This is a genomic window from Vibrio sp. D173a, assembly GCF_030248475.1.
The window spans coordinates 1-595 of sequence record NZ_JAHGAH010000628.1; the positions used below are offsets into that span (position 1 = coordinate 1).

The following is a 595-nucleotide window of genomic DNA, read 5'->3' on the forward strand; positions in this document are numbered from 1 at the left end:
TCTGATATTTCGAGTATAAACTCTACCTTGAAAGGGGAGTATATTGGCTCAATGCTCTCTATCAAATCATTAAACACAGTCAGGATGTTTAAGTCCTTCATTTCTCCATGGTGTTCAATAACTGATGTCTGTTTGAATTGCTGTACTAACTTGGCGGCTCGTTCGAGATTGGAGCTCGTCATTTTATGTGCAGGCCGCACGCCCGCTAAGAAATCAACAAAGGTGTTTTCATCCAGAAGTTGGTTGTTGTATGCATTTTCCAATTGGTCTATGTGCTCCTCCATCACGGATAAGGCAGTGATGCCGACCCCAAGGGGCGTATTAACCTCGTGAGCCACACCATTAACGAGGTGGCCGAGCGCTTCCATCTTTTCAACTTCTACTTGGTACTGTTGCGATTTCTCCAAGTTTTTAAGCATCTGTTTGATGTTCTCGTTCTGGCTTTTCACACTTTGCTTAAGCTCAAGCCCTTGCTGTGTGTGGATATCGAAACTCTGATTTATCTCTGCAGATTTTATGGTTCTAGATATAGCAAACGAGAGGCTGATGGTGAGCTGAATACTTGGTTGATCAAGTTTAATGCGATGGGGTGCAT

General features: G+C 43.4%; 1 pseudogene. It reads right to left on the reverse strand.

Annotation, left to right across the window (positions count from 1 at the left end):
- Window positions 1-419, reverse strand: a pseudogene (locus KIV40_RS28045) (ATP-binding protein); the annotation flags it as partial.
- Window positions 420-595 lie beyond the last annotated feature (176 nt).